This window comes from Comamonas sp. GB3 AK4-5, from assembly GCF_041320665.1.
Classification (GTDB): Bacteria; Pseudomonadota; Gammaproteobacteria; order Burkholderiales; family Burkholderiaceae_C; genus Comamonas.
The window spans coordinates 4272271-4298651 of sequence record NZ_CP166730.1 but is presented as its reverse complement, the minus strand read 5'-3'; the positions used below and the strand labels follow the sequence as shown (position 1 = coordinate 4298651).

Genomic DNA, 26381 nt, shown 5'->3' with positions numbered 1-26381 from the left:
TACGAGGATTACAAGGTGCTCAGTGCCACATCCACCACCTCCTGCAGGCATTGACGACGCTGTGAAGCGGGGCTGCCTTTTCCCAGTACCCGCATGCCTTGCATGGTGTTGACCAAAAAACGGGCCAGTGCACGCGGGCTCTGGGTGCTGCGGATGTCGCCGGCCTGCTGTCCGCGCTGGATCAGCTTTTCCAGCGCTTTTTGCAGGCGTTGAAAGTTCTGTGACACCAGGGTGGCTACGGCGGGGTCATGGGCGCCGAGCTCCAATGAGGCATTGGCAACCAGGCAGCCTCGCCGTTGTGGGTCGCTGCATTCGCTTTGGGCCACCTGCTCCAGCAATTGCCGGATCAATGCCTGCGGCAGACCTGGGCCAGACAGCAACTCCACATTGCTGGTGGTGACGGCGGCATAGCGCTGCAAAGCCTTTTGGTAAAGCCCTTGTTTGCTCTCAAAAGTGCTGTAGAGGCTGCTGCGCGACAAGCCTGTGCCTTGCACCAAATCCTGCACCGAGGTTGCGGCATAGCCGCGCTGCCAGAACACCTGCATGGCGGCATCGGCAATCTCGTCGGGCTCGAATTCTTTGGCGCGCATAAATAAATAGTGTGAATTGGAATGATCGTTCCTTAATTGTGTGAGCCATTCGCAGATGTCGTCAAGTAAAGGGGAAATCCAGGCCGGCCAAGAGGATTTCAGGCAGAGGGCGGGCTTTCGCTCTGGCCGGCATCTGCGTAATCCATATGAAAAAAGGCCTGCAGATGCAGGCCTTGGCAGAGGGTGTGTAGCGGTGTGGGGCCGTGCCCAGGGCACTCAGGCCGTAGGCAAAAAGCCTTCCACCGACAGATAGCGCTCGCCCGTGTCGTAGGCAAAGCCCAGCACCTTGGCGCCTGGGGGAAGCTCGGGCAGTTTCTGGGCGATGGCGGCCAGGGTGGCGCCGGAGGATATGCCCACCAGCAGACCTTCTTCGCGTGCCATGCGGCGGGCGTACTCGCGGGCGGGTTCGGCTTCCACCTGGATCACGCCATTGAGCAAGCTGGTGTCCAGGTTCTTGGGCACAAAGCCGGCGCCAATGCCCTGGATGGGGTGGGGGGCAGGTTGTCCACCAGAAATCACAGGCGAAGCGCTGGGCTCCACGGCAAAAACCTTCAGATTCGGGAACTTGGCCTTGAGCACCTTGGCGACGCCGCTCAGGTGGCCGCCTGTGCCCACGCCGGTGATGATGGCGTCCAGGCCTTCGGGGAAGTCGGCCAGGATTTCCTGGGCCGTGGTGGCTTCATGCGCGGCCACATTGGCGGGGTTCTCGAACTGCTGGGGAACCCAGGCGCCCGGGGTCTGCTCGGCCAGTTCCTGGGCGCGGGCGATGGCGCCCTTCATGCCTTTTTCCTTGGGCGTCAGGTCAAAGCTGGCGCCATAGGCCAGCATCAGACGGCGGCGCTCTATGCTCATGCTCTCGGGCATCACCAAAATCAGCTTGTAGCCCTTGACCGCAGCCACCAGGGCCAGGCCCACGCCGGTGTTGCCGCTGGTGGGCTCGATGATCACGCCACCAGGCTGGAGGGCGCCGGATTTTTCGGCATCTTCCACCATGGCCAGGGCAATGCGGTCCTTGATGGAGCCGCCCGGGTTGCTGCGCTCGGACTTGATCCAGACATTGGCGCCGGCACCAAACAGGCGGTTGATGTGGATGCTGGGCGTGTTGCCAATGGTTTGCAGCACGTTGTCGAATTTCATGGTGGCTCCTGCAAGGTGATGGGGAATGACCGTGAACCATTGTGGCGCACTTGTTCCGCCTGCCAGCTATATGGATATGCAGGGCCCATGTTGTTGCGTGGCGGCGGGATTGCGCAGGCTGTACTTGATCTTCATCAAGACATAGGGCTTGCCTGAGCAGAGTTCTACGCTTTGCCGCCGACAATGCATTGCAGCAAAGTCTGCAAGGAGAAGCGGCCATGTTTCTGAACTACCACCCCGTTCTGTGGGCCCTGGCGCCCAGCTGCCTGCTGCTGCTCGTGGGTTTTTCCTATCGTGACCGGCGCTGGGGCCCCTGGGCCATGCTGGTGGCCGTGGTGGCGCTGCTGGCGCTGATGAGTGGCACCATCATCAGCCTGCTGGACTGAGTTCACTGCGGCAGGGAAGGCCGTTTTCTGGGCGGAGCTGTGTAGCCCCGTTCCTGCCTGCATACAAGCGCCTTTGATTCCATGCGGCACTCCCCGTTTTCTTTCCCCGCGCGGGGCCGTGCAAGCCCCCAGGCTGCTGCGCCGCCTCACTTGCAAGGGGCGCAGGGCTCTGCCGTGTGAGGGGCTGGGCGGGGCGCACGCAGCGGCTGCTTCCACAGTTCGGCCAGCAGCAGGCCGGCAATGGTCAGCACACCACCCACGGCGTGGTAGGCGGCCAGGGGCTCGCTGAGGGCCACATAGGCAATCATGGCCGTGAAGATGGGCACCAGGTTGAAGAACATGCTGGAGCGCCCCGGGCCTATGCGGGCCACCGAAATCATCCACAGCAGGGGCGCGGCAATCGAGGCCATGATGCCGGCAAAGCCCACCAGTGGCAGATTGGCCGCATTCAGTCCAATCTTGGGCGAGAGCACATACAGCGGCAGCTGGGCCGCCACGGCCACCAGGATTTGCAGATACAGCAGCTGCACCGTGGCCAGGCGCGGCATGGGCCAGCGCTTGAGCAGAATGTTGTAGACCGCATAGGCCAGCATGGCGATGAACATCAGCACATCACCGCCGTTGATGCCCTGGGTCAGCAGGCTGGCCGGATCGCCCGAAGACACCACGGTGGCCACGCCGAAAACGGCCAGCAGGCAGCCCACCACGGCACCCCAGCTCAGGCGCTGACCCAGCATGACGGTGGACAGACCCAGCACCATCATGGGCGTGAGTGAGCCGATCAGCCCCATGTGCGTGGCCGATGTCATATGAGCCGCGTAGTAGGCCAGGCTTTGGTAGATCACCATGCCCAGGGTGCCCAGCACGATGAGTTTGGGCAGCAGAGGGCGGATGTAGCTGCGCTCACGCCATACCGAGCGCAGCAAGAAAGGCGTGAACAACACGGCCGCCACGACCCAGCGGAAAAAACCGATCTCGGCCGCGCCAATGCTGTCGGCCGCCAGCTTGCTGACCACGGTGTTGACCGACCAGATCAGCACCGCCAGCAGCGGGAATAAATAAGACCCCATGAAACAACTCCTGTAAGAACGTGTTCAAAGTCTCCTCGCGGCGCGCCAGTGTCTTTGCGGGATGGGGTACAAGGCGCGATACCGCAGCAATAGCTGTGCTATTGCGAGGATTCGCAACGCCGTAGACCGCCCGCAAAGCCACTGGCCCGAAGGGTTGGAGCGCAATCGGGCGATTTCTTCGCGCTGTGGCTTGCCTGCACACGAGTGCAAGCTGCGCCCCATCGACTCGAACTCATCCCGATTGCGCTCCAACGCGACTGCGTAGAGACCTTGCACACGTTCTAAGGCTGGCTATGATGGACCTGTCTTACTTGAACTGCATAGCTTGTTTCGGACAAGTCGTAGCGCAAGTCAGACCTTTGTTGGGGGAGTCATTCATATGCAGCGTCGCAACCAGCTCATGCCCGTCCAGGATGTGGAGGATGTGCAGGGCGATTATTTCTTTCGATACGACGAGTTCGGCGCCCATACCGAGGCGCCGCCGCACAGCCACAGCTGGGGGCATCTGAACTACGCCTTGCACGGCAGCATGCGCATGGACACCGAGCACCTGCGCTGGGTGTCGCCGCCGCAGTACGGCATCTGGATTCCACCAAATATGGTGCACAGCTGCTATGTGCGCCAGGCCGTGGTCTACCGCGCGGTCTATCTGACGCCGGCGCTGAGTCAGACCATGCCCGCAAAGGCCTGTTCGTTGCGCATGAGCCCCATCGTCAAGGCCATCTTGGCGGACTTTGCCGCGCGCAATCTGCACATTCCGCGCAGCGAGGCCGACCTGCGTCTGGCGCGCGTGCTCTATGACCAGTTGCAGGCCACGCCCGTGGAACGCGGCTATCTGCCTGCGGCCCAGCTCCCGGCCCTGGCCCAGGTGCTGGACGCCATGTATGCGGCCCCCGACGACCACCGCAGCCTGGCCGAATGGGCGAGCAGCGTGCACATGACGGAGCGCACCCTGGCCCGCCACTGCCAGCGCGAGCTGGGCATGAGCCTGGGTGAATGGCGCCAGCGCATGCGCTATCTGCAGGCCATTGACGGCCTGCAGGCCGGGCACAGCGTGCAGCAGATCGCTTTCGACCTGGGCTATGGCACACCCTCGGCCTTTATCGCCATGTTCCAGCGCGAGGCCCATATGTCGCCCGAACAATTTCGGCGCGAGTTCTGTGCAAGTGCTTTGTGAACGCGGGATAATGCGCGCCGTGAAGTTTGCTGGACTGCCGCTGGTACTAGCCGAAAGGCCGATGCTTGCATCGGGTGGAAACACCGTACTGGAGGAACGTCCGGACTGCATAGGGCGGCGTAGCAGCTAACGGCTGTCCACCGTGAGGTGAGGATCAGAGCAACAGAGACGAGTCAGGGCGACCAAACTGTGTGTTTGGGGTGTTCTATGGGCCGCACAGCGCAAGCTGTGCAAGCACATAGCCACCCGGGGCACGTAGCGCCCTGGGTGAAACGGGCAATCTCTACGCGCAGCAATACCAAGTAGGCACACGTTGACGGGGCCCCCGGAGTGTGCGGGTAGGTAGCATCGAGCCGTGGTGGCGACACCCGGCCCAGAGTAATGGCGGTCATGCAGCGGGAAACCGCTGTACACAGAATCCGGCTTATAGGCAGACTTCACACTTTGAATGCCTCACAAAACCGCGCTTTCGGTCACTGAAAGCGCGGTTTTTGTTTCCAGCGCAGCGCCCTGAGCCGCTGCGTGTCTTCGTCCAGGAGGACGATGGTCTTGGCGGGCGTGTTTGTGGAGGTTGAAAAGAACTTTTCAACTTCCATAGCTGCCTGTGCGCATGCAGGCTTCAGCTGCAAGCCCTTTTCTTCGAGAGAGGATGCAGGGTATGCGATGGCAGCTATGCTTTTGCAAGCGCCTGCTTGCTGCGCGACTGAAAAGAACTTTGCAACTTGGCAGGTTACCGCTGTGACAGCCTCCACTGTCCCCAGCCTGTGGGGACAGCGGTTTGCGACCGTACTTTGAACACGCGCTCAGAACTGGTACTTGGCGCTCAGCAGCAGCCTGCGTGGCGTGCCGAAGTAGTTGGCGCCGTTGTTGGTGCCCAGGGTCTGGTAGTAGTGCTTGTCGAACAGGTTGCTGATGTTGAGCTGCAGGTCCAGTTGCCGGCTCACGCGATAGCCCACCACCAGGTCGGCCACGGCATAGGCCGACTGGCGCATGACATAGCCCTCGGCACGGGTGGTCGATTCCGAGGTGGTCCGGCTCTGGTAGCGCAGGCCACCGCCCACACGCCAGGCATCCAGATCTCCACTCAGGTGGTACATGGCCGACAGCTTGAGCTGGTGGCGGGGCGTATGGCTGGCATAGGGCGCGCCATGGCTGCCATCCGTGCTCTCGCCGGCGATCTTGGCCTGGGTGTAGGTGTAGCCCAGGCCGGCGTTCAGGCGCGGCAAGATCTCGCCGTTGATGTCCACATCCACGCCCCGGCTTTTGACCTTGCCCACGGAGCGGTAGCAATTGGTCGGCACCGTGCATGACGCAATGTTGGCAATCGCCTGGGGCAGGTTGTCCTGCGTGGTGTTGAAGACGGCCATGGCCAGGTTGACGCGGTCATGCAGATAGCTGCCCTTGAGGCCCAGCTCGAAGTTGCGGCCTTCCACCGGGGGCAGCATGCTGCCCGAGACATCCAGGTAATCCTGCGGGCGGAAGATGCTGGTGTAGCTGGCATAGACCGAGTAGGTGTCATTGAGGTCATAGGTCAGCGCCGCATAGGGCGTGACATGGGCGCTTTCCTTGAACGCGCGGTCCTTGCTCCAGCTGCCCTGGCGCTGGGAGTTGCTGAAGTCATACCAGTCCAGACGGGCGCCGGCAATCAGGCTCAGGGGTGCGGCCAGCAGAAAGCGGCCGGTGGCGTAGGCCGAGGTCAGCGTGGTCTTCTGCTTGCGTGACCACAGGTCTTCGGCCAGCAGGCTGGAGCGGTCCAGGGAATCGGGGTTCCAGGTCAGCGGGTCCACGCCCTCGGCGATCAGCCAGTCGCCATTGGGAGACAGGTAGCTATAGCCCAGGTCGTTCCAGCGTATGGTGCGGCGGCTGATGCCAAAGGCCAGGTCATGCTCGCGCCCGAACAGGCGCACAGGCCCCTGGGCCGAGGCGTCGAGACTGAGCTGTTTTTTGTCATAGTCGTACGGGCCGCCTGCCACGTCGTAGAGTGTGCGACCCTGGTGGTCGATGCCCCCGTAGACTAGGTAGGCGCCGTCCAGTGCTGACTTGGCCTGAAGGGCCCGCGCGGCCAGTCTGGCCTTCCAGCCGCTGTCGAAGCGGTGTTCCAGGTCGGCGAAGAGGCTGACCTCTTTTTTGTCCCATTTGCTCCACGAGGGCGAAAAGCGCTGCGACCGGGAGATGGGCAAGGGGGCGCCGTCGAAGGCCCTGGGCACGCCCATCCATTGGGAGCCGGGGTTGTCTTCGTTGACATAGGAGCCGCCCACGCTCAGCGTGGTGTCGCGGCCCAGGTCCAGCTCGGCAGTACCGTAGAGCAGCTGGCGCTTGCTGCTGTAGCCATCGGTGAAGTGGTCACGCGACTGCAGCGAGGCCACCACGCGCCCGCGTGCCGAGCCGTCTTCGTTGAGGGCGCCGCCCAGGTCGAGCTCGCCCACGGCCTGGTTCCAGCTGCCGCCGCGCAGGGTGAGGGAGCGCTGGGTCTCGCGCGGTGCCCGCTTGCGCACAAAGTTGATGGTGCCGGATGGATCGCCCACGCCCGTCATCAGCCCCGTGGGGCCGCGCACCACCTCCACATGGTCGTACATGGCCATGGTGTCGTAGGTGGAGGTATCGGCTTCATAGGAGATGGGCACGCCATCCTGCAGGAAGGAGCCGATGGCAAAGCCGCGCGCGTAATAGCTGGAGCGGTCATCGCTGATGCGGTTGAGGGTGACGCCGGTGGTGCTGTTGGCCACATCGTCGATGGATAGCATGCCCTGGTCGTCCATCTTCTGGCGCGTGACCACGGTGAGCGACTGGGGCGTTTCACGTATCGACAGCGGCAGCTTGGTGGAGGTGCTCATCAGCCCCGTGGTGTAGGAGCCCGAGCCCTCGGTGGTCGTGGTTTCGCCCACGGCGGAGACCGTGACCTCGGGCAGGGTGCTGGTGCCGGCGGGCTTGTCGACCACCAGCGTGCCCTGGCTCACATGGCCTTCCAGCCCGCTGCCACGCAGCAGTCGGTCCACGGCCACCGCCGTGGTGAAGCGGCCTTCCACGGCCGGCGCCCGGCGCTCCTGTACCAGCTCGGGGGCCACCAGCAGCTGCAGGCCGGCCTGGCGTGCCAGCTGGGTCAGTGCCTGGCCCAGGGGCTGGGCGGCAATGTGAAAGTCGGCCGTGGCGGCCATGTCCGTGGCGGCAGCGCCTTGTGCCAGCGCGGGCAAGGGGGCATGCAAGGCCAGCAGAGCAATGGCGGCTGCGGCCACATGGTGGCGTGCAAGCAGGCTGGACTGGGGAAAGGGTGAAGACATGGAGGCTCCTGTGCGGTGGCTTCGGCCTGGGCCGAGACAATCCCGGGTTGGCGGGGTTCTCATGTCTTTACGCACGAGGGCGGACATTCCCTCACCGGAACGCCGCGAAAAATGCAGATCAGCTGCGCCGGCGTATCACCAGGGTGGAGATCCCACCCTCCGCCTCCTCCGGCTGCACGCTGACGGGCAGGGTGCGCGCCAGCAGCTGCAGCCAGCCAGACACGGCGGTGGTGTGCACGCGGCCCAGCACGGGCAGGGTGGCGGCATCGGCCTCCACGCGCAGCGGGTGCGGGCTGTAGCGCGCAAGCCGCTCCACCACCTCGGCCAGCGGCGTGTTCTGAAAGTCCAGCCAGCCATCGCGCCAGGGCGCTACGGCGGTGATGGCCTGGGGCTGGGCGCTTTGCCCGGCAGGCAGGCGCAGCATCTGGCCGGCGAGGAGCGTTTGCACGCCACCGCTGCCGTCCCGCACGCGCACCCGGCCCGTATCCACGGCCACCAGCACGGCATCGCCCTCCAGCGCCACTTCAAAACGCGTGCCCAGCACGGTGACTTGCACATCGCTGGCCTCGACCGTGAAGGGCCGCTCCGTGTCACGGGCGACCGCAAAGAATGCACTGCCAGCCAGCAGCTGCACCTGGCGCCGGGCCGCGTAATAGCGCAGCTCGGCGCGGCTGTCCGCATCCAGGGTGAGGGTGCTGCCGTCGGGCAGGGGCTGGCGTAGCAGGCGGCGCTTGGCCGTGGCCAGCTGCAGCTGGTACTGGGGCACCCATTGGCGCCAGCCCAGCCAGAGGGCCGAGCTGCTGACGCCCAGGCCTGCCAGGCCCAGCAGGCTGGACAGCGCACGGCGGCGGCCGGTGCGTGGTGCGGCCGTTTCGCCACGCCAGCGGTGCAGCGCGGCTTCGACCCCGTCCATGGCGCGCATGACCTCGCGCTCCACGGTCTTGACCGAGACGCCATGGCGCAGGGCCAGCTCGGCGTGCGAGGCCCCGTCGATGCGGTCGGCCAGAAAAATGTCGCGGCAGCGCGCGGGCAGCTGCTGCAGGGCGTTTTCGACTTCGGCCAGTGCCTGGCGGTAGGTATGGGTGTCGGCCACATCCGGGCTGGCGGCGAAGGCGGGGCCATCCTCTTTGCCACTGCTGTCAAAGCGCTGCGCCGTGCGCTGGCCGCGCCGCAAATGGTCGATGGCGATATGGTCTGCCACCGTGTAGAGATAGGCGCGCGGCGCAATGTTCTGGGGGCTTGGCGTGCTGCGCTCGTCAGAGGGCGCCTCAGGACGCCGGCCCTCGCTGCGCTGGCGCTCGGCCAGGCGTATCCAGGCGTCATGTACCAGGTCACGCGCAGACTGCGGACCGGTGCGGCGCGCCACAAAGCGCACCAGCTCATGGTAGCTGTCGTGGAAGGCGGTCAGCAGGGGCGAAGAGGGGGCGGGCGAAGGCATGCGGGCAGGGGGAGAACAGCACAGTCAACCCGCATTCTATGAAATGATTCTCATTTGTGCATTTGCATTCCCCATGCAAGCGCATTTCAAGGGCCTACGCCGGCCGCACCACCGGTGTTGTCTCCCTACCCGCGAGTGCAGCGAGCGAAGAGCGGGGAAAACAGCACAAGATACCAATGGGGTATGGTTTGCATCTCACCCAGACCCCAATCAGGCTCCGGCGCATAAAACCGGCACGGTCCCATCTCAGAGACACCGCGCAAGGGCCGCCCCGCCGCGCTGGTGTCGTCCCCCAGGGGGGAAGGCGCCGCAGGCGACTCAGGGGGTTAAAACCTCTCCCAAGGCATCGCATACCGCCATTGCCCCTCGGGCAGCTTGGCCAGCGAGATGCGGCCTATGCGCTGGCGCTTCATGCCCGTCACTTCCAGGCCCACGCATTCGCACATCTCGGCAATCTCTTCGGGGAAGATGCCTTTGAGGGCAAAGCGCAGATGGGTTTCGTTCTGCCAGCTGACCTTGATCCTGGGCAGGCGCTTGCCGTCAATGGCCGTGCCGTCGCACAGGCGCTCCAGGCCGTCCTCGTCGATGGTGCCGCGCACTTCGACAATGCATTCCTGCTCCAGGTGCAGCGCATCTTCCTGCAGCTTGCGGGCCACGCGGTGGTCCTGGGTGAAGACCATCAGGCCGCTGGCGGGCACGGGCACGGGCAGCAGGCATTCCAGGTTGCGGAAATGCTTGTCCAGCACCAGCAAGGGGGCGGGGGTGTCCATGTCGGCCAGATTGGCGGGCACCAGCAGGTCGTAGGCATTGCCCACCTTGCCCCGGGTGTGGCCGCGCGCGCCCTGGGGGTTGCGCACGGTGTAGCCGGCAGGCTTGTGCAGCAGCAGGGTGACGGGGGGCGCCTCCTGCAGTTTGGCACCTTCGTTGACGGTAACGGTTTGCGCGGGGTGCACGCGGCTGCCCAGGGCCTGGACGGTGATGCCATCCACCTGGACGGCGCCGTTTTCAATATAGATCTCGGCCTCACGGCGCGAGCAGCCCAGCTGTTCGGCCAGGCGTTTGGACAGACGTATGCCGTCGTCGGAATGTTCGGAATGTTCGGAATGTTCGGGGGCAGACATGCGCGCAGTCTACGGCCCCGGCCAAGTCCTGTGGCGCACGCGGAATCTGCCGCGCCACGGGGGCCGCACTCAGTTGGCGCTGTCTTCCAGCAGGCGCAGGCGTTCCACATGGGCCAGCAGGCTGCGCTCGGCCAGCGGCCACAGCGCGCTCGGGGTGTCGGCATAGGCGTGCTGTACCCAGTCCTGCATGCTGCCCTGGGGCAGGGCCAGCATGGCGGCGCGCACTTTGGCTTCGCGGGCCAGGCGGTGGGCCTTGAGCCTGGCGATCACGCTGCGGGCCGCACCCAGCACATAGCCGTGGGCCGGAAGAATGAATTCCACATTGCGTTCGGTGCAGACCGCATCCAGCTTGTCCAGCGAGCGCAGATAGGCATCCATATTGCCGTCGGGTGGGTTCACGATGGGGGTGCTGCCGTTGAGGATGTGGTCACCGCTGAACAGCAGGGCGTCTTCCTCCAGCAGCAGGCAGAGGTGGTTGGCCGCATGGCCGGGCGTGTGGATGGCGCGCAGCGTATGGGTGGTTTCGCCCTCTGGTGCAGTGTGGGACAGCGTGAGCTGCTCCCCATCTTGTAGCGTGCGGTCGGGGGTGAACTGGGCCGATGGCGAGGCCGTGGGTGCCGAGGCCAGGCCGTAAATCAGCGGCCGTTGCTGGCCCCGCTGTTCGCACAGCTGCTGCAGCAAAAACGCGCCAGGGGAGTGGTCTGCATGGGAATGGGTGCAGACGATGGCGCGGATGGCGCCGCCCGCTGCGTCAAACAGGCGCTGCACATGTTCGCTGTCATGCGGGCCGGGGTCTATGGCGAGATAGCCCGTGGCGGCTTCGCCCACCAGATAGCTGTTGGTACCGGGGCCGGTCATGACATTGGCGTTGGGGGCGGTCAGCCGCAGCAGGTTTTTGCGCAGGGGCACGGCGTTTTCGTGCTGCCAGTCGATGGTGTGCAGGCATTGGCCGTCGGGGCAGACCATGGCCAGCTCGCCATAAGGGGCTTCGTCCTCGGTAAAGCGTGCCTCCTTGCCGGCGCGCAGGCCGGTGCGGGGGGAATGCTGCCACAGCGGGCCCTGGGCCACGGCGTCCAGCACGGCCTGGGTGTTGCCCAGCTGGGTCAGGCGCTTCAAGGTGCGGATGGTGGGGAAGATCATGGGCATTTCCCCGGCCTTGGAGCGCGCCAAGGCCTCGGCGGGCTGCACCCACACGGGTTCGAACTGCTCGCGGTTGTCCGGCACCGGCTCCTGGCCCTGGGGCATGCGGGCCACGAAAAAGGGCACGGCAAAGCGCTTGGGCAGGTTGCGGTCGGCGGTGAAATGGCCGATTTGCCAGGTGGCGGCCACATCCAGCCGCAGCCCGCGCGCGCGCAGCTGGGGCCACAGCGTGGCGTGGCGGTCCATGGCGTCTACATCGGCCTGGGTGGCGGGGCGACCGTCGGCATGCAGGGCCAGCAGCAGGCCCATTTCCTCAAAGGTTTCACGCAGCGCTGCGACGGCGGGCGCATGGCCGCCATGGCCCTGGCCACGCAGATCGGCGCGGGCGTGCAGCAGCTCGCCGCCGGCCTCTGCGTCCTGGGCTTCGATGCCGCCGCCGGGAAACACATACATGCCCGGCGCAAAGCTGGCGCGGCCGGAGCGGCGGGTCATTAGCACCTCCAGCTGGCCGTCGGCGCGGTCGCGCAGCAGCAGCAAGGTGGAGGCATCCAGCGGCGTGACGGGCACGCGCTGGGGGTGAAGAAGCATGGTGTCGCGGAGCATGGCTGCCATTATTGGGCCTGGGCGCGCGGGTGGGCTGTCACCTGCAGGCGCATAAACACATGCCGTTTTGCTTATGAAAGCCCGGCTACCATGGCCCTCCATTGATGCAGATCAGAATTTCTCCCGCTCCGATATGACCGTTTTCCGCCGCCGCGCCCTGCTGGGTGCTCTTGCCGCCAGCGCCTTGACTGTTTCCGCCCCCGCCGTGCTGGCGCAGGGCGACTGGCCCAGCCAGCCGGTGACGATTTTCATGACCTTCAATGCCGGCTCCGGCGTGGATGTGGTGGGTCGCTTGATCCAGGAGCCGCTGTCCAGGCTGCTGGGCCAGCCCGTCATCATCGATTACAAGCCCGGTGCGGCCGGCAACATCGCCAGCGAATATGTGTCCCGCGCCAAGCCCGATGGCTACACCCTGGTGTTCGGCACGGCCGCCACCCACGGCACGAATGCAGCGCTGTACCCCAAGCTGCCCTTTGACGTGGAAAAAGACTTCGAGCCCGTGGCGCCCATCGTCGATGTGTCGAATGTGCTGACTATCAACCCTGAGGTGATCAAGGTGAACTCGCTGGCCGAGTTCGTCAAGGAAATCAAGGCCAATCCCGGCAAGTACAACTTTGCCTCCACCGGCAATGGCACGGGCACACACATGGCGTTTGCCGAGCTGAACTGGCGTCTGGGCCTGGACATGGTGCATGTGCCCTACAAGGGCGGGCCGGACGCCATCACCTCGGTGCTGCGCGGCGAGACCTGCTGCATCATGAACCAGGTGCAGACCGTGCTGCCCCATTCCAAGAGCGGCAAGCTCAAGCTGCTGGCCGTCACCACCGCCAAGCCCATTGCCGCCGTGCCCGAGGTGCCACCCGTGGCCGCCAGCGGCCTGCCCGGCACCAAGGGTTTTGACAGCGCCATCTGGTTTGGCGTGTTTGCCCCCAAGCACACGCCAGCCCCCGTGGTGGCCAGGCTCAACGCCGCCATCCAGCAGGTGCTGCACCAGCCCGAAATCAAAAAACGCCTGGAAGACAGCGGCAACACGCTGCGCTATGAAACGCCTGAGCAGTTTCGCCAGACCGTGCACCGCAACCGGCTGCAGTCCGCCGAAATCGTCAAGGCCGCGAAGATCACCATCCAGTAAAAAAGCGGGATGCTCTGCTCCTCAAAGAGGAGCTTCATACGCAATTGCCTCTTGGGTTTTCTGTGTGAAAGCACCTGAGAGGAAGGTGCATAGGGTTGGAGTAGCTATGGTTTTTGGCTGGCTGGAGCGGGCCTTTGCAGCACAGAGGGCAAGAAAGTCGCCCCCACAACGGCCAGACAGCGCTTCAGGCGCGGCGCGTGCCCGCAGACAGTGCATGTGCACGGCAAGGGTACGCAACAAAGCATCAAGCGCTGTATGGCCGCCTCCAAACGAGCTAAGGAGCCTTGAAAGCTACTTCCCTTTGCTGTAACCCATGGCCACGACGATGGAGCAGATCAGGAAGAAAGCCTGCAGCTCCAGCATCCAGCCCCCCGTCCCATTCAGGCTGAGAAACTGCCCGGTATGCGCCAAAAACAAGGCAAACAGCATGCTGCAGGCCATGACCAGCGCGGCCGGAACCACCCACAGGCCCACCAGCACCAGCAGCGGCGCCACCACCTCGCCCAGGTAGACGCCATAGGCCAGCCAGCCGGGCAGGCCGGCCCTGACCACCATGGATTCGATGCCGCCCACCCCATGGGTGATCTTGGCCCAGCCGTGAAACAGCATGAGCACGGCCAGCGTGACCCGCAGCAGCACCATGGCAGCGCGGGGGTGGTGAAAGAAACGCAGAAAGTTGTTCATGGGCATCCGTTCGGCAATTCAGTTGCGAGGCATAGTAATGCACAGACCTGCGCATTCGGGGTGTCAGCCAAGCACGTACAGAGGGCGTAGGCGATTGTCATGCTTTGTGTCGGCGCGAAGCTCGAAGCGACACCGCGGCGGGCGCCGCTTCATCTGACCATGGCTGGCGTGGTAGAAAGATGGGACGGGGCCGTACAGCTTTCGTACTATAGGGATGCAGCGCGACACAGCGGTTTGGCGTGGCTCGCTGCATCTTCCCATCAAGGTTTTCAATGAGGAGGTCTGATATGCAAAAAATCCAGAACCGTTCGACCTGGCTGGCCGCTGCTGCCATGGTGGCCGCCGTGGGGTTGGTGGGTTGCACCACCACGGGCGAGACCAAGGGCAAGGGTGGCGCTCCTTCGGGCAAGGCCGAGCTGGAAGCCCAATCGACCGCTGCGCTGAATCGCCTGTACAACGCCATGCCCGGCACCCGCGAGCTGGTGGCCAAGTCCAGCGGTGTGCTGGTCTGCCCGGCCGTGATCGGCGGCAGCTTTGTGATCGGCGCCGAGCATGGCAAATGCGTGCTGCGCTCCAATGGCACCACCCGTGGCTACTACAGCACCACGGCCGCCTCCATCGGCTGGCAGGCTGGCGGCCAGTCCAAGGCGGTGATCTATGTGTTCAGCGCCAAGGATGCCTACAACAAGTTCCTGGCCAGCGATGGCTGGGCTGTGGGCGCCGACGCCAATGTGGCCGTGGCCAAGGCCGGTGCCAATGGCGGCATCGACACTACCACCGCCAATGCCCCCGTCAGCAGCTATGTGCTGAACAACACCGGCCTGGAAGCCGGCGTGTCGGTCAACGGCAGCAAGATCAGCAAGATCAATATGTAAGCCCAGGGCTTCGGCCCTGCCAAAAGACCGGCGGTTGCCGGTCTTTTTTTATGCCTGAACAGGTGTGGAGTGGCTTCAAACGCTGATGGATATTGCGGTCGCAGCTATTGAAATGCGAGTTGCTCCGTGCGGCGTCAGTCCCGGTGCCAGCGAGTGGCGATCAGCTCGGGTTCGCTGTGGGCCAGCAGCTGTTGCCAGTGCAGGTCGGCGTCTTCCACAAACAAATCGCTGACCAGGGCCTGCGCCAGGCGTGCGGCGCCAATGCCCAGACCGGGAATATCGCTGCCCAGGGCGGCATGGCTCATGGTGGCGCCCCAGTTGAACAAATGCAGGCGCGAGAGGGTCTGGGCCTGCTGGCCGTCCGCGCTTTGCAGCGCGAAGTTGGGCGCCAGATAGGGAAAGCGTGCGGGCTCGGGGTGGGCCGCGGCCTGCTCGGGCGCCACATGGCGGGCCCAGGTGTCGATGTGCGGGGTGTAGCGGGCCAGCTCGGGCCGGTCCAGCAGGTCCACATCAAAGCCTGTACCCAGAATCACCGCGTCAAAGCGCTGCACAGTTCCATCGGCCAGCGTCACCGCCACGCCATCGGCCTGGGGCTGCACGTCCTTCCAGCCGCAGCCCAGGTGCAGGGCAAAGCTGTCGTGGGCATCGCAGCGGCGCACGGTTTCCCAGGGCGGTGGCACCTGCTCGTCAAAGATATAGGTGTAGCTACGCCATTTGCGGCCATCGTCCAGGGCCGAGTAGCCGCGCAAAAAGCCGGGAAAGGACGCGGCCTTGCTCTTGTTGATCTGGGGCAGCACGGCGCGGCGGGCGTACTGGTCCACCTGGGCGCCGGCCTCCAGCGCGCAGGCGGCGTTGTCAAAGGCCGAGGCGCCGGCGCCCAGCACGGCAATGCGCTGGCCGCGCAGGCTGTCGAAATCGACAGCGTCCATGGTGTGGAACACGCGGCCAGCGGCCAGTGGATCGGTCATGGACAAGGAGGGGAAGTCGGGCCAGCGCGGTGCGCCGCTGCCGTCGCGCCCCAGGGCCAGAATGATTTTGCGTGCGCGCACGGTTTCTTCACCCTGCGGGCCTTGCAGGCGGGCGATGAGCTCGCTGCCTTCGTCGCTGACTTCCAGCAGGCGCACGCCGTTGTCCACGGGCAGGTCGGCGGTGTCGCGCACCCACAGCAGATAGTCGCGCCAGTCCACGCGGCCAATCTTGTGCAGACCGGCCCAGCCGGGCGTGGCGGCATCGAATGTGGACATCTCACCCACACCATGCTGGGCCTCGTACCAGGCGCGAAAGGTCAGGCTGGGCACGCCCAGGTCAGGGCCTGTCAGCTGCTTGGGGCTGCGCAGGGTGAGCATGCGGGCATAGGTGGCCCAAGGGCCTTCGTTGCCACGGGTGGTCGCGTCGATCACGCGGAGATTGCGCACGCCTTCGCGCAGCAGGGCGAAAGCGGCGGTCTGGCCGCACATGCCGGCGCCCACCACCAGCACATCCAAGGTGGACTTGCCTGCGGCGGTGCTGCCTTGCACCCAATTGGGCGCGGGGTAGTTGAGGCGCTCCAGATCGCGCCGTGCCTCGAGGGCCTGTGCATCAAGTGCGGCCTGGTTGCGGGGACTGGAGAGGTTTTGCTGTGGCACCGGAGGGAGTTCGGTGCCCGAAATCGGAGAAAAGCTTTTATCGGTCACAGCCGGGAAGATAATCCATGGATGACCCGTCTGGATTGTTTCTATAGCCTTTCTTCGCCCTGGGCCTATCTGGCTGGCCCGCAGTTGCAGGACATCGTACGCCGTCACGGCGTGCAGCTGGTGCTCAAGCCCTATGACTTTCAGCTGGTGGTGCCGCAAACCGGCGGCATCCCGCTCAAGACCCGACCCGAGCCCCGCAAGACCTACCACGCACAGGAACTGGCGCGCTGGAGCGACTACCTGGGCCTGCCGCTGAACCTGGAGCCCGCCCATTACCCCAAGGGCGTGGCCGCCGATGTGAACTGGAACAAGAGCCCGGGCTGGATGGTGATCGCCGCTCAGCTGCAGGGGCTGGACGCCTTCCCGCTGTCGCACGCGCTGCTGCGTGCCCTGTGGGCCGAAGAGCGCCAGACCTCGGATGCGGCCGTGCGCATTGCCATTGCCAACGCAGCCGGCTATGACGGCGTGGCCCTGCATGCGCTGGAAACCTCGGATGCCGTGCAGGCCCAGTACGCCGCCAACAGCGAAGAAGCCGTGGCCCTGGGCGTGTTTGGTGCGCCCACGTTTGTGCTGAATGGCGAGCGCTTCTGGGGCCAGGATCGCCTGGCCTTTGTGGACCGCGCGCTGGCCCAGCTCAAGGTAGCCCAGGCCGCCAAGGCCTGATCTTTCACTCCACGGTACAGCCATGCACATACGTTTCACCAAGATGCAGGGCGCGGGCAACGACTTTGTCGTGCTCGACGAAACCCAGGGCAGCCTGGGCCTGACGGAGGCGCATTACCGTTTTCTGGCCGATCGCCACTTTGGCGTGGGGGCTGACCAAATCCTCACCGTGCGGCCCTCGCCGGCCGAGGGCGTGGATTTTGAATATGTGATCCACAATGCCGACGGTGGCGAGGTGGAGCAATGCGGCAATGGCTCGCGCTGCTTTGCTCGCTTTGTGTATGACAAGGGGCTGACCCAGAAGACCACCATCCGCGTGCAGACCATGAGCGGTGTGATTGCGCCGCAGCTCATGGCCGATGGCCGCGTCACCGTGGACATGGGGGCACCGGTGCTGGATGCGCCGCGCGTGCCTTTCGACACGCAAGGCCTGCAGCCTGCGCTGCGCCACCAGGCCCAGCTGTGGCCGCTGGCGCTGCAAGCGCCCGCACCGGCCCAGGTGGATGTGGTGGTGGTGTCCATGGGCAACCCCCATGCCGTGCAACTGGTGGATGATGTCGACCAGTTCGCGGTGGCTGTGGTGGGCCCGCAGGTGGAGCGCCATGTGCGTTTTCCGCAACGCGTGAATGCCGGCTTTTTGCAGGTGCAAAACCGCAGCCAGGCCAGGCTGCGTGTCTATGAACGCGGCACGGGCGAGACTCTGGCCTGCGGCACAGGCGCTTGCGCGGCCGTGGTGGCGGGCATCCGGCAGGGTTTGCTGGATGCGCGTGTCGATGTACAAACCCGGGGGGGCTTGCTGACTATTGCCTGGGAGGGCGGTGCGCAAGACCATGTGTTCATGACCGGCCCGGCCACTACGGTGTTCGAAGGCCAGATCGAGATTCCTGACGCTTTATGACTTCCAACGTCTCCACCATGAATGAAGACAGCATTGCTGATTACCTGCGGCAGAGCCCTGCATTTTTCGAACGCCATGCCGAGCTGCTGTCCACCGTGCAGCTGAGCAGCGGCCATGGCGGCCGCGCCGTGAGCCTGCAGGAACGCCAGGCCGAAATGCTGCGCGACAAGATCAAGGGCCTGGAGCAGCGCATCATCGAAATGGTGCGCAACAGCAGCGACAACGCTAACACGGCCCACAAGATCCATCGCTGGAGCTGTGCCCTGGCCAAGGTGCAAGATCCGCGCCAGCTGCCGCACACGGTGAGCGAAGGCATTCAGCGCGAATTCGACGTGCCCCAGGTGGCCGTGCGCGTGTGGGATGTGGCCGGCCCCTACCAAAACGGCATCTACACCATGGGTGTCAGCGACGACGCCAAGGCCTTTGCCACTTCGCTGACCATGCCTTTTTGCGGCCCCAACCTGGGCTTTGAGCCCACCAGTTGGCTGAGCAATGCCAGCGAGGTGCAATCGCTGGCGCTGCTGACGCTGCGCGAAGGCCCCAATGACAGCGCCGCCCCGGCCTTTGGCCTGCTGGTGCTGGGCTCGCCCGACCCGCTGCGTTTTGACGCCACCATGGGCACGGAATTCCTGGCCCGCATTGCCGAGCATGCCAGCGCGGCCCTGGGGCGCTTGCGTACGCATCCCGGTAATTGATGGTGTACATCCCCCTGAGGCGCTGTGCGCCTTCTCCCTTCTCTCACATCGCTGCGCGCTGTGGGAAGGGGGGGGGCAGCCTCGCTGCGGGAAGGTCCTTGCTCGCTGTCTCTGGCCTGGGGCATGCCTGCTCCTGAGGCAGGGGGCTGAAAGCGGTGCCATGGCAGCCACAGGCAAACTTTCCTCAGGGCGGCCGCGCGCCGGCCAGCCCGCCATGCCCCATCCGGAGCTGGATGCGGTGGCGCAGCAGTATCTGGAGTATGTGCGGGTGGAAAAACGCCTGTCCGCACGCACCCTGGCCCTGTACCGGCTGGATCTGGAGCGGCTGAGCACGCAGGCCGCGGCCATTCAGCAGCCGCTGCTGCAGCTGCAGCCTCCACAGCTGCGCCGCTTTGTGGCCCAGATGCACAGCCAGGGGCGCAGCGGGCGTGGCATTGCCCTCATCTTGTCGGGCTGGCGCGGCTTCTTTCATTGGGCGGCGGTGCAAGGCCTGGTGCCACACAACCCGGTGCAGGGTGTGCGCGCGCCCAAGCAGGGCAAACCTCTGCCCAAGGCCCTGGGCGTGGACGACGCCGTGCAGCTGGCCAGCTACCGCAGCACCGAGGCAGACCCCTGGACCGAGGCGCGCGATGCCGCCATGACCGAGCTGCTCTACAGCAGCGGTTTGCGCGTGGGCGAGCTGGTGGGGCTGAACCTGCAGCCAGGCGACGCCGCAGAGAGCGGCTGGATCGATGCGGAGGCCGGCGAGGCCCATGTGCTGGGCAAGGGGCAGAAGCGCCGCACCGTGCCGGTAGGTGCGGCGGCGCTGGCGGCATTGGCACGTTGGCGCCAGCTGCGTGCCCAGCCCTTTGCACCGGCTTGGAACGAGGCCGCACTGTTTGTGGGCGTGCGCGGCGCCCGCATCTCGGCCCAAAGTGTGTGGGCGCGGCTGCGCCAGCGCGGCCAGCAGGCGGGCCTGGCCCAGTCCGTACACCCCCATGTGCTGCGCCACTCGTTTGCCAGCCATGTGCTGCAGTCCAGCGGCGACCTGCGCGCCGTGCAGGAGCTGCTGGGCCATGCCAACATCGCCACCACGCAAATCTATACGCGGCTGGACTTTCAGCATCTGGCCCAGGCTTACGAGCTGGCGCACCCAAGAGCGAAAAGAAAAGACACCCCCTGAGGCGCTGCGCGCCTTCCCCCTCTCTCTCGCTGCGCGAGGGAGGGGGACGACAGCCTCGCTGCGGGGCGGCCCTTGCTCGCTGTCCCTGACCTGGGTTGCGCCAGTTGCATGGTGATGTGGAAAGCATAGCGGCCAAAGCGCATGGGGTAAGCGCTGGGGGTAGAAAACACGGTGGGCTGGACGCCCCCGCCAGCACCGGGTGCTTGACAGGCTGACTACACTGAATAAAGCAGCGCCACCTTGTATTTTGGGGTGGCGTCCCCATTTGCTTCAGGTTTCCTCTTTTAAGGCGCGGCCGCGTGCGGCGCTCTGCAGACAACAAGGCACACCACACCATGGCATTGATTCCCGTCACCATCCTCACGGGCTTTCTGGGTTCGGGCAAGACCACGCTGCTTAAGCGCGTGCTGCACGAATCGCACGGCATGAAGATTGCCGTGATTGAAAACGAGTTCGGCGAAGAAAACATCGACACCGATATTCTGAAGACCGAATCGAAAGAGCAGATTCTGCAGATGAGCAATGGCTGCATCTGCTGCACCATCCGTGAAGACCTGCGCGAAGCCCTGCAACTGCTGGCCGCCAAGCGCCGCCAGGGCCAGGTGGAGTTCGACCGCATCGTGATCGAAACCACCGGCCTGGCCGATCCCGGCCCCGTGGCCCAGACCTTCTTCATGGACGATGAGATTGCCGAGAGCTATCTGATCGACTCCATCATCACCCTGGTGGATGCCAAGCATGCCAACCAGCAGCTGGACGACCGCCAGGAAGCGCGTCGCCAGGTGGGCTTTGCCGACCAGCTCTTTCTGTCCAAGACCGACCTGGTGAGCGAGGCCGACAAGGACGCGCTGGTCCACCGCCTCAAGCACATGAACCCGCGTGCGCCCATCACGGCCGTGCATTTTGGCGAGGTGCCCTTGACGGATGTGTTCGATCTGCGCGGCTTCAACCTGAACGCCAAGCTCGATATCGACCCCGACTTCCTCAAGGAAGACGAACACGACCACAGCCATTGCGACCATGACCACGGCAAGTGCGATCACGACCACGCGCATGACCATGCGCACCACGACCATGCCCATGGCGCGGATTGCGGCCATGACCACGCGCATGGCGAGCACTGCAAGCACCCACACCACCATCACCATGACGATGATGTGAAAAGCTTTGTCTACCGTGCAGAACGCCCGTTTGATCCGGCCAAGCTGGAAGACTTCCTGGGCGCCATTGTCAACATCTACGGCCCGCGCATGCTGCGCTACAAGGGCGTGCTGAACATGAAGGGAACCGAGCGCAAGGTCATCTTCCAGGGTGTGCACCAGCTCATGGGCAGCGATCTGGGCCCTGAATGGACGGCCGACGAAAAACGCGAAAGCCGCATGGTGTTCATCGGCATTGACCTGCCGCAGGACATCTTCAAGCAAGGCTTGGAGCAAAGCCTGGTCTGATCCGGCCCACTGGTCGCAAAACGCCCTACCACCGGCCATTGGCGCCTGCTGTGGTGGGGCAGAATCGCCCGCCAACGCTCTGCATCGTCAGAGCGCGCTGGCACTTGACATGGTTTTACCAAGGCAGGTTGTGTGATATCCGCAACTTTGCGTTGGGTCTTGGAGGAGATGGCTACAATCGCGCCCCTAAAGAGAACCCGGTTGGTCAGCCTGCGGGGTGACCACTGGGACGGTCGTACTTGAGGAGACAAGAAGTGACAGCCGAGACCAGTAAAAAGAAAGCCGCAACGAAAGTAGCGGCCCCTGCGGCCAAGAAAACCGCAGCCGCGAAGTCATCTGTAAAGGCCTCCGCCACGAAGGCCTCGGAACCGGCGACGGCGTCCTCCTCATCTTCTCCTGCTCGCAGCACTGCGCGCAGTGCCCCCATCCCGCCGCAGTCGGCAGCCCCCACGGTTGCCACCCGGCCCATCACTGATACCAAAGCAATGTCCTCCACTATCTCTGTACCTGCAGCACTCAAACGTGACCCCAAGTTGGCCAACAACTGGAAGAACAAGACGGCCGAAGAGCTGAACGATGCCGAAGTCATCGCCATGCCCGACGACGAGTACATGAACGACAAGCAGATGGCCTTCTTCCGTCACAAGCTGATGAAGTTGAAGCAGGACATGCACAACAACGCAGGCGAGACGGCCGAAAACCTGCGTGAAGACACGGTGGTGGTGCCCGACCCGGCCGACCGCGCCACCATCGAGGAAGAGCATGCCCTGGAGCTGCGCACCCGCGACCGCGAGCGCAAGCTGCTGAAGAAGATCGAGCAGTCCATTGCCCGCATCGACGCTGGTGACTATGGCTATTGCGACGAAACCGGCGAGCCCATCGGTGTGGGCCGTCTGCTGGCTCGCCCCACGGCCACGCTGTCGTTGGAAGCCCAGCAGCGCCGCGAGCTGAAGCAAAAAATGTTTGGTGACTGATCTTCTCCACCAGCCTCTGGCCCGCTGTCTCCAGCGGGTGTCGAAGAGGTGGGTGAGACACTGAAACCGCCGTCACGGGCAAGCCTTCATGCATGGAAGGTGGACCCAGGCCGGCGGTTTCTTTTTGCCTGTGGTGAAGCAGGTGGACCGGCGCTGTCGCTGGTCTTGCAGGCTATGCCGCAACAGAGCGGAAAAAAAGCGCCGCAGCCCTTGCAACCCGGGCGCAAGACCCCCATGTGCAGCAGCTATGGAACAGTACCACGGCACCACCATTCTCAGCGTGCGGCGCGAAACGCCGGACGGCATCCAGGTCGCTATTGGCGGCGACGGCCAGGTCACCCTGGGCCACATCGTCGTCAAGGGCACGGCCCGCAAGGTGCGCAAGCTCTACAACGGCCGCGTATTGGCCGGTTTTGCCGGCGCCACGGCCGATGCCTTCACCTTGTTCGAGCGTTTTGAAGCCAAGCTGGACAAGCACCAGGGCCATTTGACGCGCGCCGCCATCGAGCTGACCAAGGACTGGCGCACCGACCGCGTGCTGCGCCGCCTGGAAGCCATGCTGGCCGTGGCCGACCATTCGGCCTCGCTCATCATCACCGGCAACGGCGACGTGCTGGAGCCCGAGCAGGGCATTGTGGCCATTGGCTCCGGTGGGGCCTACGCGCATTCGGCGGCCAAGGCGCTGCTGAACAACACCGAGCTGTCGGCACAGGACGTGGTCAAGAAATCGTTGGAGATTGCCGGCGAGCTGTGCATCTACACCAATATGCACCACACCATCGAGACGCTGTAAGCCGCTGCCGGCCTGCTTTGCGCTGACTCTATTTTTTATAGCTGCTCAAGCATGTATACCAAGCTTGAGCGCCCTTATTGAGCTTGAAAACCATGTCGTCCATGACCCCGCAGGAAATCGTCTCCGAGCTGGACCATCACATTGTGGGCCAGGCCGCTGCCAAGCGCGCCGTGGCCATTGCGCTGCGCAACCGCTGGCGTCGCCAGCAGGTGGAAGAGGGCCTGCGCCAGGAAATCACCCCCAAGAACATCTTGATGATTGGCCCCACCGGCGTGGGCAAGACCGAGATCGCCCGCCGCCTGGCCAAGTTGGCCGATGCCCCCTTCATCAAGGTGGAGGCCACCAAGTTCACCGAAGTGGGCTATGTGGGCAAGGATGTGGACGCCATCATCCGCGACCTGGCGGAAATCGCCGTCAAGCAAACCCGCGAGGCCGAGATCAAAAAGCTGCGCGTGCGTGCCGAAGATGCGGCCGAGGAGCGTGTGCTGGATGTGCTGCTGCCCCAGGCACGCACCCATGACGCCGTGCCGGCCGACAGCGCCACGCGCCAGGTCTTCCGCAAAAAGCTGCGCCAGGGCGAGCTGGACGACAAGGAAATCGAAATCGACCTGGCCGAGGCCAAGCCCCAGCTGGAAATCATGGGCCCCCAGGGCATGGAAGAGATGACCGAGCAGTTGCGCGGCATGTTCAGCCAGATGGGCCAGGAGCGCCGCAAGACGCGCAAGCTGCCCATCAAGGAAGCGCTCAAGCTCTTGACCGACGAAGAAGCCGGAAAGCTGGTCAACGAGGAAGACATCAAGACCCGCGCCATTGCCAATGCCGAGCAAAACGGCATCGTCTTCATCGACGAGATCGACAAGGTGGCATCACGCCAGGACAGCAGTGGCGCCGATGTCTCCCGCCAGGGCGTGCAGCGCGACCTGCTGCCGCTGGTGGAGGGCACCACCGTCTCCACCAAGTACGGCATGGTCAAGACCGACCACATCCTGTTCATCGCCTCGGGTGCCTTCCACCTGGCGAAGCCCAGTGATCTGATCCCCGAGCTGCAGGGGCGCTTCCCCATCCGTGTGGAGCTGGGCTCGCTGTCGGTGCAGGACTTCGAATCCATACTCACCCAGACCCATGCCTCCCTGGTCAAGCAATACCAGGCATTGCTGGCCACCGAGGGGGTGACCCTGGCCTTCACCCCCGAAGGCATCACCCGCCTGGCCCACACGGCCTTCCAGGTCAACGAACGCACCGAGAACATCGGCGCGCGTCGGCTGTCCACGGTGATGGAGCGTCTGCTGGACGAGGTGAGCTTTGATGCCGCCAAACTGTCCGGCCAGAGCGTGACCATCGATGCAGCCTATGTGGATGCCCGCCTGCAGATGCTCAGCCAGGACGAAGATCTCTCGCGTTACATTCTCTGACACATAAAGTGCAGCCCGCACACCCCCGACGCCGCTGAGGCATCGGGGGTGTTTTGTTTGGTAAATGTCAAGCGGAAGTGAGCTCATGCTTTTCATTTGCACTAGTGCCTAAGTGCTTGTGGGTAAAGGACTTTTGTATATCTCATATCAAAAATTTCAAGCTAAGTCATTGATTTCATTGCAAATGTTTGTGACGAGGCCTGTAGCAAGTGGTGGATTTGCTGATACAGTGCAAAAAAGTGCAATTAAGTGGTGAAAGTTGCCTTTGCAGCCCAGGCGCAGAGGTGATCAGGTCCAACCTACCCGAGGTCTACTGCCGTGTTTCAAGGGGCGTCTTCGCTAAGTCTGGATGCGAAGGGTCGGCTTTCCGTGCCGACCCGGCATCGTGACGCCCTCATGGCTATGGCAGAAGGCCAGGTCACCATCACCAAGCACCCGCATGGCTGTCTGATGCTTTTCCCCCGTCCCGAATGGTTGAAGTTCCGCGAGCGCATCGCAGAGCTTCCCATGTCTGCGCAGTGGTGGAAGCGCATCTTCCTGGGCAACGCCCAGGACGTGGACATGGATGGCACGGGCCGGGTGCTGGTGGCGCCCGAGCTGCGCCAGGCCGTGGGCCTGAGCAAGGACGCGGTGCTGCTGGGCATGGGCAACCACTTTGAGTTGTGGGACCGCGCCACTTACGAAGCACAAGAGGCAGAGGCCATGCAGGCCGAAATGCCGAGCGTTTTCCAAGATTTTGCTTTTTGAAAAGGGCGAGCGTTGAACCAGCCCCTCCAACACATCACCGTCCTGCTGGACGAAGCCGTCGACGCCCTGCTGGGCGGCGCGGGGCCTTCGCCTGCCGGTCAGTGGGTGGACGCGACGTTTGGCCGTGGTGGCCATTCGCGCCTGATCCTGCAGCGACTGGGGCCGGACGGCCGCCTGGTCGCTTTCGATAAAGACCCGGAAGCGATTGCCGAAGCGGCACGCATCACGGACCCGCGTTTTTCCATCCGCCACGAAGGCTTTCGTCACCTGGACGAGCTGCCCGCAGGCAGCTGCGCCGGCGTGCTGATGGACCTGGGGGTGAGCTCGCCCCAGATCGACAGCCCCGAGCGGGGTTTCAGTTTCCGCTTCGAAGGCCCGCTGGACATGCGCATGGACACGACCCGTGGCCAGAGCGTGGCCGAGTGGCTGGCCGATGCGGAGGTCCACCAGATCGCGGAGGTGATACGTGACTATGGCGAAGAACGGTTTGCTGGCCCCATTGCAAAGGCGATTGCGGCGTGGCGCACAGACAAAGGCCCGCTCACAACCACTGCCGAACTGGCCAGTCTCGTGGCTGGTACGGTCCGCACACGGGAGGCGGGGCAGCACCCCGCTACCAGGACCTTTCAGGCTTTTCGGATTTTCATCAATGCCGAGCTGGAAGAGCTGCAGCAAGCGCTTGCCGCGGCGTTGAAGGTCTTGCAGCCGGGCGGACGCCTGGCGGTGATCAGCTTTCATTCGCTGGAAGACCGCATCGTCAAGCAGTTCATCGCCCAGCATTCCAAAGAGGTCTATGACCGTCGTGCGCCATTCGCCGTGCCCCAGCCCATGCGGCTCAAGGCGTTGGAGCGCATCAAGCCCAGCGCGGGCGAAGTGGCAGGCAACCCCCGCTCACGCAGTGCCGTGATGCGCGTGGCCGAACGCACTGAGGTGCCTGCATGACAGGCCCGGCGCGCATTCGCTCTGCATGGCTGCCGCTGGCATGCCAGGAGGGCCCATGCTGCGCCTGAACATCCTGCTCCTGGGCTTCGTCATGGCGAGTGCGCTGTTTCTGGTGCACACCCAGTACGAGTCGCGTCGTCTGTTTACCGAGCGCGAGCGTGCCCAGCACGAGGCGCGTGAGCTGGCGACCGAATACCAGCGCCTGCAGGTGGAAAAGCGGGCCCAGGCCACGCCGCTGCGCATCGAGCGTCTGGCGGTGAGCCAGGGCATGCAAAACTCCACGCCCGCCATCACCCAGTATGTGGAGGACAAGGTGCGCGCAGCGGCGGGAGGTGCGTCATGA

At 64.2% G+C, this 26381-nt stretch carries 25 protein-coding genes and 1 other RNA gene; 16 read left to right on the top strand and 10 right to left on the bottom strand.

Translation table 11 applies throughout. The features are described 5' to 3' along the window. Window positions 1-8: 8 nt before the first annotated feature. Both ACA027_RS19220 and cysK read right to left on the bottom strand, forming a co-directional pair. Window positions 9-590: a TetR/AcrR family transcriptional regulator gene (locus tag ACA027_RS19220; protein WP_370679790.1), complete on the bottom strand. Its 582-nt coding sequence runs from the start codon at window positions 588-590 to the stop codon at window positions 9-11. Window positions 591-806: 216 nt separating this feature from the next. Beyond that, entirely contained in the window at window positions 807-1727 is a 921-nt protein-coding gene (gene cysK / locus ACA027_RS19215; protein WP_370679789.1) for a cysteine synthase A, read from the bottom strand. A gap of 218 nt (window positions 1728-1945) precedes the next feature. Here cysK and ACA027_RS19210 point away from each other — a divergent pair, with 218 nt between their 5' ends. Beyond that, on the top strand, window positions 1946-2113 hold the full coding sequence (locus tag ACA027_RS19210) for a hypothetical protein (RefSeq protein WP_370679788.1): 168 nt from the start codon (window positions 1946-1948) through the stop codon (window positions 2111-2113). 146 nt (window positions 2114-2259) lie between these two features. Here ACA027_RS19210 and ACA027_RS19205 read toward each other — a convergent pair whose 3' ends face one another. After that, on the bottom strand, window positions 2260-3183 hold the full coding sequence (locus tag ACA027_RS19205) for a DMT family transporter (protein ID WP_370679787.1): 924 nt from the start codon (window positions 3181-3183) through the stop codon (window positions 2260-2262). A gap of 379 nt (window positions 3184-3562) precedes the next feature. Here ACA027_RS19205 and ACA027_RS19200 point away from each other — a divergent pair, with 379 nt between their 5' ends. Together ACA027_RS19200 and rnpB are read left to right on the top strand one after the other, a co-directional pair. After that, entirely contained in the window at window positions 3563-4360 is a 798-nt protein-coding gene (locus tag ACA027_RS19200) for a helix-turn-helix transcriptional regulator (protein ID WP_370679786.1), read from the top strand. Between the two features lie 21 nt (window positions 4361-4381). Further along, an RNA gene (gene rnpB, locus ACA027_RS19195) (RNase P RNA component class A) lies at window positions 4382-4803 on the top strand. A gap of 30 nt (window positions 4804-4833) precedes the next feature. Here rnpB and ACA027_RS19190 read toward each other — a convergent pair. The 5 genes from ACA027_RS19190 to ACA027_RS19170 all read right to left on the bottom strand — a co-directional run bounded on the left by ACA027_RS19190 (window position 4834) and on the right by ACA027_RS19170 (window position 11940). Then, window positions 4834-4956, bottom strand: coding sequence for a hypothetical protein (locus ACA027_RS19190; RefSeq protein WP_370679785.1), 123 nt, complete (start codon window positions 4954-4956; stop codon window positions 4834-4836). Window positions 4957-5163: 207 nt separating this feature from the next. Next, a complete protein-coding gene (locus tag ACA027_RS19185) occupies window positions 5164-7638 on the bottom strand; it encodes a TonB-dependent siderophore receptor (protein WP_370679784.1) in 2475 nt (824 codons plus the stop codon). Between the two features lie 118 nt (window positions 7639-7756). After that, window positions 7757-9076 (bottom strand): sigma-70 family RNA polymerase sigma factor, encoded by a 1320-nt coding sequence (locus tag ACA027_RS19180; RefSeq protein ID WP_370679783.1) that lies wholly within the window; start codon window positions 9074-9076, stop codon window positions 7757-7759. Between the two features lie 326 nt (window positions 9077-9402). Continuing rightward, window positions 9403-10197, bottom strand: coding sequence for an RNA pseudouridine synthase (locus tag ACA027_RS19175; protein ID WP_370679782.1), 795 nt, complete (start codon window positions 10195-10197; stop codon window positions 9403-9405). A 69-nt stretch (window positions 10198-10266) separates the two neighbouring features. Continuing rightward, window positions 10267-11940, bottom strand: coding sequence for an MBL fold metallo-hydrolase (locus tag ACA027_RS19170; protein WP_370679781.1), 1674 nt, complete (start codon window positions 11938-11940; stop codon window positions 10267-10269). 133 nt (window positions 11941-12073) lie between these two features. On the opposite strand from ACA027_RS19170, the gene ACA027_RS19165 reads away from it, so the two are divergent. Continuing rightward, the gene (locus ACA027_RS19165) at window positions 12074-13072 is read left to right on the top strand and encodes a Bug family tripartite tricarboxylate transporter substrate binding protein (protein WP_370679780.1); all 999 of its coding nucleotides are present in this window, start codon (window positions 12074-12076) and stop codon (window positions 13070-13072) included. A 291-nt stretch (window positions 13073-13363) separates the two neighbouring features. Here the strand turns inward: ACA027_RS19165 and ACA027_RS19160 are convergent, their stop codons facing one another. Then, complete coding sequence (locus ACA027_RS19160; protein ID WP_370679779.1) at window positions 13364-13756, bottom strand: DoxX family protein; 393 nt, start codon at window positions 13754-13756, stop codon at window positions 13364-13366. Window positions 13757-14043: 287 nt separating this feature from the next. On the opposite strand from ACA027_RS19160, the gene ACA027_RS19155 reads away from it, so the two are divergent. After that, window positions 14044-14631, top strand: coding sequence for a YSC84-related protein (locus ACA027_RS19155; RefSeq protein ID WP_370679778.1), 588 nt, complete (start codon window positions 14044-14046; stop codon window positions 14629-14631). A 134-nt stretch (window positions 14632-14765) separates the two neighbouring features. On the opposite strand, the gene ACA027_RS19150 is transcribed toward ACA027_RS19155, so the two are convergent. Beyond that, window positions 14766-16304, bottom strand: coding sequence for an FAD/NAD(P)-binding protein (locus ACA027_RS19150; protein WP_370679777.1), 1539 nt, complete (start codon window positions 16302-16304; stop codon window positions 14766-14768). A gap of 21 nt (window positions 16305-16325) precedes the next feature. Between ACA027_RS19150 and ACA027_RS19145 the strand changes: the two genes are divergently transcribed. From ACA027_RS19145 to ftsL, 11 genes are all read left to right on the top strand, one after another. Beyond that, window positions 16326-16967 (top strand): 2-hydroxychromene-2-carboxylate isomerase, encoded by a 642-nt coding sequence (locus ACA027_RS19145; RefSeq protein ID WP_370679776.1) that lies wholly within the window; start codon window positions 16326-16328, stop codon window positions 16965-16967. Between the two features lie 22 nt (window positions 16968-16989). After that, the gene (dapF, locus tag ACA027_RS19140; protein WP_370679775.1) at window positions 16990-17865 is read left to right on the top strand and encodes a diaminopimelate epimerase; all 876 of its coding nucleotides are present in this window, start codon (window positions 16990-16992) and stop codon (window positions 17863-17865) included. Then, window positions 17862-18560 (top strand): DUF484 family protein, encoded by a 699-nt coding sequence (locus tag ACA027_RS19135; protein ID WP_370679774.1) that lies wholly within the window; start codon window positions 17862-17864, stop codon window positions 18558-18560. Before dapF ends, ACA027_RS19135 begins: the two co-directional genes overlap by 4 nt. Before the next feature lie 160 nt (window positions 18561-18720). Next, complete coding sequence (locus tag ACA027_RS19130; RefSeq protein WP_370679773.1) at window positions 18721-19722, top strand: tyrosine recombinase XerC; 1002 nt, start codon at window positions 18721-18723, stop codon at window positions 19720-19722. A gap of 335 nt (window positions 19723-20057) precedes the next feature. Further along, complete coding sequence (locus ACA027_RS19125; protein ID WP_370679772.1) at window positions 20058-21170, top strand: GTP-binding protein; 1113 nt, start codon at window positions 20058-20060, stop codon at window positions 21168-21170. 254 nt (window positions 21171-21424) lie between these two features. Further along, window positions 21425-22144, top strand: coding sequence for an RNA polymerase-binding protein DksA (gene dksA / locus ACA027_RS19120; protein WP_370679771.1), 720 nt, complete (start codon window positions 21425-21427; stop codon window positions 22142-22144). 247 nt (window positions 22145-22391) lie between these two features. Beyond that, window positions 22392-22937 carry an ATP-dependent protease subunit HslV gene (gene hslV, locus ACA027_RS19115; RefSeq protein ID WP_370679770.1) on the top strand — a complete coding sequence of 182 codons (546 nt, stop codon included), beginning with the start codon at window positions 22392-22394 and terminating at the stop codon, window positions 22935-22937. Between the two features lie 92 nt (window positions 22938-23029). Beyond that, entirely contained in the window at window positions 23030-24349 is a 1320-nt protein-coding gene (hslU, locus tag ACA027_RS19110) for an ATP-dependent protease ATPase subunit HslU (RefSeq protein ID WP_370679769.1), read from the top strand. 318 nt (window positions 24350-24667) lie between these two features. After that, on the top strand, window positions 24668-25096 hold the full coding sequence (mraZ, locus tag ACA027_RS19105; protein WP_370679768.1) for a division/cell wall cluster transcriptional repressor MraZ: 429 nt from the start codon (window positions 24668-24670) through the stop codon (window positions 25094-25096). A 12-nt stretch (window positions 25097-25108) separates the two neighbouring features. Continuing rightward, the gene (gene rsmH, locus ACA027_RS19100; RefSeq protein ID WP_370679767.1) at window positions 25109-26038 is read left to right on the top strand and encodes a 16S rRNA (cytosine(1402)-N(4))-methyltransferase RsmH; all 930 of its coding nucleotides are present in this window, start codon (window positions 25109-25111) and stop codon (window positions 26036-26038) included. Window positions 26039-26093: 55 nt separating this feature from the next. Then, on the top strand, window positions 26094-26381 hold the full coding sequence (ftsL, locus tag ACA027_RS19095) for a cell division protein FtsL (protein WP_370679766.1): 288 nt from the start codon (window positions 26094-26096) through the stop codon (window positions 26379-26381).